This window comes from Allobosea lathyri (assembly GCF_900108245.1).
In the GTDB taxonomy this organism is placed as follows: Bacteria; Pseudomonadota; Alphaproteobacteria; order Rhizobiales; family Beijerinckiaceae; genus Allobosea; species Allobosea lathyri.
This window is the reverse complement of sequence record NZ_FNUY01000022.1, coordinates 39,250-46,874: the sequence shown is the minus strand read 5'-3', so window position 1 is coordinate 46,874 and position 7,625 is coordinate 39,250. Positions and strand designations below refer to the sequence as shown.

The following is a 7,625-nucleotide window of genomic DNA, read 5'->3' as shown; positions in this document are numbered from 1 at the left end:
GGGCCGGGTCGCGATCTCCAAAGGGATCAGGGATCCAACGGTCTCTCGCCCGCTCAATAATCCCACAAAACAAACACACAGGGATCCATCGTAGAACGCTGCTCCCTATGATGGATCCGGATCTGCGCGGCTTCGCCGCTTGTCCAGGATGACATGGCGTTTCCAGATCAAATCATCGCGCTCTAGAGACTGCCTGAAAATTTCCACAGCCCTCGTTCTTCGAGACGCCGCTTTAGCCGTGCCATCATCGAATAAGATGCAGTCATCCCGGGCGCAGCGAAGCGGAGACCCGGGATCCATGCCGGAGCGCCTTCCGGTGAAGCTCAGGAATGGATCCCGGGTCTCCCTACGGTCGCCCGGGATGACGGCGCTTTGATGGAAATACCCAAGTCGTTGATACCACCACCTACTTTTCAGGCCAGTCCCTCAGGATGAGGGCTGAGGTCTCAGGCGGTCCCTCACCCGGCCAGAATGACCCGCAATGCCCGGACGATCCCGTCGACCGCGACGCTGGCCAGGATCAGCCCCATCACCCGGCTGACGACGCTGGCGCCGGCATTGCCGATCACGGCGATGATGCGCGAGGCCGCAAACAGCAGGAGCAGCAGGATCCCCAGGATCACCAGGACCTGAATCACGGTTTCGGTCTGCTCGGCGATGCTGAATTTCGAATTGTCGGTGATCGTCATCACCGTCAGCATCGCGCCGGGATTGGCGATGCCGGGGATCGCCAGCGGATAGACCGCGCGCTCCAGATCGGTGGTCCGCAGCAGCTTCTCATCCTCCTCGAGCTTCGATTCCCCGAAGATCATCGAGAGAGCGAAGAGGAAGAGCACGATATTGCCCGCGACCTGGAACGAACTCATTTCGATATCCATCGCGCCGAGCAGCACCTGCCCCCCGACGACGAAGAATATGAGCACCACGGTGGCGACCAGGATGCCGCGAACAGCGACACGCCGCGCCGCGGCAGCGCTCATACCGGCCGTCACCGCCAGAAAGATCGGCAACGTCCCGATCGGGTCGATCACCACCCAGAGCTTCACGAATTCCGTAACCAGCCGCTCCATCCGCTCATCCCGATCATCTGCGTCAACCCGAAGCGCCATGCATACCGAAAAGGCATGCGCCGTACACGGTCGATGCACTGCTTTATCGCCATTGCCAGAAAGGCCTGAAAGCGCAACTTATCAAGGCAGTGGCAATGCAGTTGGCGCTCACTACATCAAAGTCAGACGTCGCTGGAGGTCCGGCCATGACAACAGCTCGCAAGACAACTGCTGGCAACACAACAGCTGGCAAAACAGCATTTCGCCGCCCGACGCGCCGCAATGCCCTCGCGGCTGCGCTGGCCGGAGCCATCCTGGCCGTTTCGCCCCTCGCCTCCCTGCCGGCCCTGGCGCAGGCCGCGGTCGTCGGCGCGATCCGCGTCGATGTCTCCCGCCTCGTCGAGCAGGGCTGGGGTCCCAATGCCGCTGCGATCAAGGCCGGCCTCGAACGTGAACTCGCGCTGGCGCTCGGCCCGGCCTTTCGCCGCGGCGCCGGGCCGCTTCTATTCGTCAAGGTCAACGGCATCTTCATGCCGAGCTATGCCGGCGGCGGCGGTGGCGGGCGCTTCGGCGGTGGCGGCGGCAGCAACGACAGCTTCGACAGCGTCGCCACGCTGATCGGCCCCGATAATCGCGTGCTCGCGACCTATCCGATCCTGTCCTCGCTCTCGTCGGGCTATAGCGGCGCGTGGTACCTGCCCGATATCGACCAGCGCCGGATCAACGCGCTGATCCAGACCAACGCCGCCTGGATCAAGCGCTACGTCGTGGGTTGACGGGCTGCGCCTGCCAAGCCCGAAGCCGAGAGGACCGAAGTCGAGAGGACCGAAGTGATGCTCAACCGTCGCGCCCTTCTGGGCTCGGTCCTCGCGGCGACGGTCCTCGCCGGCTGCCAGACAGTTTCGCAACTGCCGCCGGGCACGCCGATCGGGGCGGTGCACGTCGATGTGTCCCGCCTTGTCGAACTCGGCGTCGGCCCCCGCGCCGCACTGATCAAGACGCAGCTCGAACGGGAACTGGCGCGGCAGCTGCGCCCGACCGGACGGCGTGGCGATGCGACGCTCGTCATCACCATGCGCACACTGACGCTGGAGACCTATGTCGGCAGCGCCATGGACGATTCGCCGGGCCAGGATTCGCTCGAGAGCGTCGTGACGCTGGTGGCGGCAGGCGGCGGCGTGATCGCGACCTATCCGATCACCTCCTCCAGCAGCCCCGGCGATGCCGGCCCCTGGTACGATGCCAGCCCCGGGCTGATCGACAAGCGCGTCGCGCTGCTGGTGACCAACCACGCGCTCTGGATCAGGCGCTACTTCGTGGGCTGATTCTGGCCTGGAAACATGCCGCTTATGCCGGGAAACGCGCCGTCATCCTGGGCGTAGCGAAGCGAAGACCCGGGATCCATCGAAGGGGCAAATCATTGCAAGAATTGGCAGTTTACGATGGATCCCGGATCTGCGCGGCTTCGCCGCTTGTCCAGGATGACGGCGTGTTTCCTAGTTATTGCCGCAGGCCCTAGCCGAACGGAACGATCGGCTCGTCCTTGACCCGGCCGAGCGCCAGCGCCGTGCGGACATTGCGGACATTGGGCAGCGCCGTGAGTTCGCCGACGAAATCCTGAAAGGCCTTCAGGTCCGGCGCGACGCATTTCAGGATGAAATCGATATCGCCCGACAGCGTCCAGCACTCGCGCACGGGGTTCCAGGCCCGGATGCGCGCCTGAAACTGCGCGAGGTCGGATTCCGTCTGGCTGGCGAGATGCACGAAGGCGAAGCAGACCACCTCGAGCCCGAGCTTGCTCTCGTCGAGCTGGGCCCGGTAGCCCGTGATCAGCCCTGCCTCCTCCAGCGCCCGCACGCGGCGCAGGCATGGCGGCGGCGAAATGCCGACGCGCCTCGCCAGCTCGACATTCGTCATGCGCCCATCGGCCTGAAGTTCGCGCAGGATACGCAGATCGATGTCGTCGAGTTTTGAACGCACAAAAGCCCCCAGGAAAGCCGCGCTGGTGTAGACGCAGCGCTTGAGCGATACAAGGCATCGCCCATGCCAGCCAGGCTTGGTCCAATCTCAGCCCTCATCCTGAGGAGCCGCGAAGCGGCGTCTCGAAGGATGGTCCAGAGCGCACTGAACCCTCCTTCGAGACGCGCCTGCGGCGCTCCTCAGGATGAGGGCTGCGGAATTTAAAGTCGCGAAGGACGGAGATCGCCTTGCCCGCCGAACCGATCCCGACCATCTGGGTGCTGAGTGACGGCAAGGCCGGCGACGAGCTGCAGTGCCTCGGCGTGGCCGAGCGGCTGGGCGTCACCCCGCAGGTCAGGCGCATCGCGCCACGCCCGCCCTTCGTCTGGCTGATGCCGCGCGGGCCGATCGACCCGCGCGAAGCGCCCGAACGTCCCGGCAGTCCGATCGCCCCGCCCTATCCCGACATCGTCATCGCCTCCGGCCGGCGGGCCGTGCCCTATCTGCGCGCCATCAAGAAGGCCTCGAACGGGCGCAGCTTCACCGTCTTCCTCAAGGACCCGCGCGTCGGGACAGGCGCGGCCGATCTGATCTGGGTCTCGACGCATGACCGCCTGCGCGGCGACAATGTGCTGGTGACGGCGACCTCGCCGCACCGGCTTGCGCCCGAGCGCCTGGCGCAGGCGCGGGCCAATCCGCCCGCCCCCATCGCCGCGCTGCCCTCGCCCCGCGCCGCAGTGCTGGTCGGCGGCGACAGCCGGCATCATCGTTTCGAACCCGCGGACATCACCCGCTTCGCCGGCCTGCTCGACCAGCTGGCCACGTCAGGCGTCGCGCTGATGGGCTCGCGCTCGCGCCGCACGCAGAGCTCGCTCGACAAGGCCGTCGCGGAGGTCTTCAGCCGCCATGGCGGCTGGTGGTGGGATGGCAGCGGCGACAATCCTTTTCTCGCCCTGCTCGCCAATGCCGACGCGATCGTCACCACGGCGGATTCGACCAACATGATCGGCGAGGCGACGGCGTCGGGCGTCCCGATCCTGATTTTCGAGCCCCATGGCGGGCATGGCAAGCTCGCCGCATTCATGAGCGCGCTCAGGCAGCAAGGCGCTGTGCATCACTTCGAGGGACGTCTTGCTGGCGCCCGCTATGAACCGGTAGACTCCACGCCCGTCATAGCGGGCGCGGTGCGCGAGGGCTGGCTGCGGCATCGCGCCGAACTCGGCCTCGGCTGAGCGTCGCGGCCTTGCCGCCTGCCCGGGATGACGACGCGGGTTGATCTGGATGCATTTGTCTATGGCCATTCAGGCCATATCTAACTGGTGAACGACGCGGCTCGGGCCGCGCAATAAGGACGACACTCCATGGCCCACACCCATGCCCGCGTCATGATCGTCGGCTCCGGCCCCGCCGGCTACACAGCCGCGATCTACGCCGCCCGCGCCATGATGGAGCCTGTTCTGATCTCCGGCATGCAGGCCGGCGGCCAGCTCATGATCACGACCGATGTCGAGAACTATCCCGGTTTCGCCGATGTGATCCAGGGACCCTGGCTTATGGAGCAGATGCGCGCCCAGGCGCAGCATATGGGGACCAGGATGGTGTCCGACCATATCGCCAGGGTCGATCTCTCGCAGCGCCCCTTCCGGCTCTGGGGCGACGGGGCCGAGACCTATTCCTGCGACGCGCTGATCATCGCCACCGGCGCGCAGGCGAAATGGCTGGGCCTGCCCTCCGAGCAGACCTTCCAGGGCTTCGGCGTGTCGGCCTGCGCCACCTGCGACGGCTTCTTCTTCCGCAACAAGGAGGTCGTGGTCGTCGGCGGCGGCAATACGGCCGTCGAGGAAGCGCTGTATCTGGCCAACCTCGCCTCGAAGGTGACGCTGGTGCATCGCCGCGACTCGCTGCGCGCCGAGAAGGTGATGCAGGACCGGCTCTTCAAGCACCCGAAGATCGCAGTCGTCTGGGACAGCGAGATCGCGGAGATCTGCGGCGGCACGCAACCGCTCAATGTCACGCATCTGTGCCTGCGCAATCTGAAGTCCGGCGTCGAGAGCGATCTCAGGGCCGACGGCGTCTTCATCGCCATCGGCCACAAGCCGGCGACCGAATTGTTCGTCGGACAGCTCGCCATGAACGTCTCCGGCTATCTCGAGGTCGAGGCCGGCACGACTCAGACCAATGTCCCGGGCGTCTTCGCCGCCGGCGACGTCACCGACGAGCACTATCGCCAGGCCGTGACGGCCGCCGGCCTCGGCTGCATGGCCGCGCTCGACGCCGAGCGCTGGCTCGCTGCCAACGTCCTGGAACAGCGAGAAGCGGCCGAATAGGCCCTTATTCGCAATCCATCACAGGAACTGATGGATTTCCTAACCAGATTCAGTGCGAAAAGACCTGTAGCCGGCCACGCAGACGTTGACGTTCAAGGACTTTACCCCCCAACATGCGTGAAACGCATAACAGGGGGAAGCGTCGTGGATTGGGACCGCATCAGAATTTTTTATACGGTCGCTGAATCCGGCAGCTTCACCAAGGCTGGGGACGTTCTGGGCCTCAGCCAATCCGCCGTCAGCCGGCAGATCGGCGCGCTCGAACGCGAGCTCCGGGCGCCCTTGTTCCACCGGCATACGCGCGGTCTGATCCTGACCGAACAGGGCGAACTGCTCTGGCGCGCCGCACGCGAGATGACGCAGCGACTCGAACGGACACGCTCGCAGCTATCCGAGACCCGCGAGCACCCGTCCGGCGAATTGAAGGTCACGGCTACGCGCGGGCTGGGCGGCCACTGGCTGACGCCGCGCCTCGCCGAATTCCTCGATCTCTATCCCGACATCAAGGTCGACCTCATCCTCACCGACGAGGAGCTCGACCTCTCGATGCGCGAGGCCGACATCGCCATCCGCCTGCGCCAGCCGCAGCAGCCGGACCTGATCCAGCGCAAGCTCTTCACCGTGCATTTCCACGTCTATGGATCGCCGGCCTATGTGAAGCGCTTCGGCGAGCCCAAGGCCTATGAGGATCTCGACAACCACCGCATCCTCTCCTTCGGCGGCACCTCGCCATCCTACCTCACGGCGGTGCACTGGCTGGGATCGCTGGGCCGCGACCAGCGCAACCCGCGCCCGATCCATCTGACGGTGAACAACATCACCGCGATGAAGCGCGCTGTGGATTCCGGCGCCGGCATCGCCGTCCTGCCGGACTATCTGATCGAGACCGGCTCCCCGCTCGTGCAGTTGATGCGCGAGACCGAGATGCCGCAGCTCGAGAGCTATCTGGTCTATCCGGAGGAGATGAAGTCGGTTGCCCGCGTGCAGGTCTTCCGCGACTTCCTGATCCAGAAGGCCCAGCGCTGGACCTACTGAGTCGATTCGGGGTTCAGACGGCACCTGCATGTCGACGCATGATTCCCGCGATCTCGAACCCGGCTCATATTAAGAACGCATGACAGGCGCCTCCGAGGGGGCGCCTGTTTGCATTGCAATGCGGTGCAACCCGCTGCCTGGCCATGCATCGGGCACGCGGCTCGAACTGCAATGCGCGCATGTTATCAAACGTTTAAGCTCAAATTTGTGGCATATGACCACAGGTTATGCGCGTTGCGCATAGCGGACCCAAGCAATGCTGCATTGCAAAACGGCATGTGCTGTCCGATATAGCAATCACGGTTGTTCGAAACGGGCTCCGCAATCTCCTCCCGGCGTTGAGTTCGTTTCAGCCGTTCCCCTCTGAGATGTTTGGTGGCGACACCGGATGTTTCAAACTTTTAAGGCCGGCTCCCCTCGGGGACGCCGGCCCTTTTTTTGCGTCGAGGGCTTGTTTCGCAGACGCGTGCGAAAACACGCCGTCGTCCCGGGCTTGACCCGGGACCCATTCCGGGGCGGTTCCGATCAAGTTTCCTCGTCAGATGATCGCGCTTCAGCGACGCCGCGCTTCCAGCGGCAGCGCGTCGAACAGGCCGGGCTCCGTGCTCGTGCGCGCCTTCTCGATGGTCAGCATCCGCAGCTTGGTCTCGACGCCGCCATCGGCCGAGAAACCGCCGGTCTTGCCGCCGGCGGCCAGCACACGATGGCAGGGCACGATGATCGGGAACGGGTTCTGCCCGAGAGCGACGCCCACCGCCCGCGCCACGCCGGGCTCGCCGATACGCGCCGCGACCTCGCCATAAGTCAGCGTCTCCCCGGGCGGAATGGCCAGCGCGACGTCATAGACCTTGCGGTTGAATTCCGACACCGTGTCGAGCGCGATCGGCAGATGCGAGAGATCGCGCGGCTCGCCCTTCAACAGGGCGACAACGCCGCCGATCGCCTCAGCGACGAAAGCGGGCGGCTGCGTCTCGGCCGCATCGGGAAAGCGCCGGCTCAGCCTGCGCCGCGCCGTCTCCTCGTCCCCCTCGGGCAATTGCGCGCCGATGATGCGCTCGCCCTGCCAGACGAGCGCGCAGGGGCCGATGGCGGTATCGAAGAGGCAGAAGTGCTGCATGGTCGGCATGATACCCGGTCGCCCTGACGCGCAACAACCCGACTTTCGTCATTGCGAGCGTAGCGAAGCAATCCAGGGGCTCACGCATTCTCTCTGGATTGCTTCGCTACGCTCGCAATGACGAACTAAACGCCGCGA

8 protein-coding genes are annotated in these 7,625 nt (G+C 65.1%); 5 read left to right on the top strand and 3 right to left on the bottom strand.

All coding sequences use genetic code 11. The features are described from left to right. Window positions 1–458 precede the first annotated feature (458 nt). Window positions 459–1,070 (bottom strand): MarC family protein, encoded by a 612-nt coding sequence (locus C4S73_RS27530; protein ID WP_103875783.1) that lies wholly within the window; start codon window positions 1,068–1,070, stop codon window positions 459–461. Between the two features lie 185 nt (window positions 1,071–1,255). On the opposite strand from C4S73_RS27530, the gene C4S73_RS27525 reads away from it, so the two are divergent. Together C4S73_RS27525 and C4S73_RS27520 are read left to right on the top strand one after the other, a co-directional pair. Next, window positions 1,256–1,825 (top strand): hypothetical protein, encoded by a 570-nt coding sequence (locus C4S73_RS27525; RefSeq protein ID WP_103875782.1) that lies wholly within the window; start codon window positions 1,256–1,258, stop codon window positions 1,823–1,825. Between the two features lie 57 nt (window positions 1,826–1,882). Continuing rightward, complete coding sequence (locus C4S73_RS27520) at window positions 1,883–2,374, top strand: hypothetical protein (protein ID WP_103875781.1); 492 nt, start codon at window positions 1,883–1,885, stop codon at window positions 2,372–2,374. A 190-nt stretch (window positions 2,375–2,564) separates the two neighbouring features. On the opposite strand, the gene C4S73_RS27515 is transcribed toward C4S73_RS27520, so the two are convergent. Then, entirely contained in the window at window positions 2,565–3,029 is a 465-nt protein-coding gene (locus C4S73_RS27515) for an Lrp/AsnC family transcriptional regulator (protein WP_103875780.1), read from the bottom strand. Window positions 3,030–3,256: 227 nt separating this feature from the next. On the opposite strand from C4S73_RS27515, the gene C4S73_RS27510 reads away from it, so the two are divergent. From C4S73_RS27510 to C4S73_RS27500, 3 genes are all read left to right on the top strand, one after another. Further along, window positions 3,257–4,240 carry a mitochondrial fission ELM1 family protein gene (locus tag C4S73_RS27510; protein WP_103875779.1) on the top strand — a complete coding sequence of 328 codons (984 nt, stop codon included), beginning with the start codon at window positions 3,257–3,259 and terminating at the stop codon, window positions 4,238–4,240. A gap of 129 nt (window positions 4,241–4,369) precedes the next feature. Next, window positions 4,370–5,335 (top strand): thioredoxin-disulfide reductase, encoded by a 966-nt coding sequence (gene trxB, locus C4S73_RS27505; protein WP_103875778.1) that lies wholly within the window; start codon window positions 4,370–4,372, stop codon window positions 5,333–5,335. 144 nt (window positions 5,336–5,479) lie between these two features. Then, complete coding sequence (locus tag C4S73_RS27500; protein ID WP_103875777.1) at window positions 5,480–6,370, top strand: LysR family transcriptional regulator; 891 nt, start codon at window positions 5,480–5,482, stop codon at window positions 6,368–6,370. A gap of 553 nt (window positions 6,371–6,923) precedes the next feature. Here the strand turns inward: C4S73_RS27500 and C4S73_RS27495 are convergent. Then, the gene (locus tag C4S73_RS27495; RefSeq protein WP_103875788.1) at window positions 6,924–7,487 is read right to left on the bottom strand and encodes a methylated-DNA--[protein]-cysteine S-methyltransferase; all 564 of its coding nucleotides are present in this window, start codon (window positions 7,485–7,487) and stop codon (window positions 6,924–6,926) included. Between the last annotated feature and the right edge of the window lie 138 nt (window positions 7,488–7,625).

Excerpts from the sequence above, each read along its gene's own strand:
- C4S73_RS27530 (WP_103875783.1), bottom strand. The coding sequence starts at position 1,070 with ATGGAGCGGCTGGTTACGGAATTCGTGAAGCTCTGGGTGGTGATCGAC.
- C4S73_RS27525 (WP_103875782.1), top strand. The coding sequence starts at position 1,256 with ATGACAACAGCTCGCAAGACAACTGCTGGCAACACAACAGCTGGCAAA.
- C4S73_RS27520 (WP_103875781.1), top strand. The coding sequence starts at position 1,883 with ATGCTCAACCGTCGCGCCCTTCTGGGCTCGGTCCTCGCGGCGACGGTC.
- trxB (WP_103875778.1), top strand. The coding sequence starts at position 4,370 with ATGGCCCACACCCATGCCCGCGTCATGATCGTCGGCTCCGGCCCCGCC.
- C4S73_RS27495 (WP_103875788.1), bottom strand. The coding sequence starts at position 7,487 with ATGCAGCACTTCTGCCTCTTCGATACCGCCATCGGCCCCTGCGCGCTC.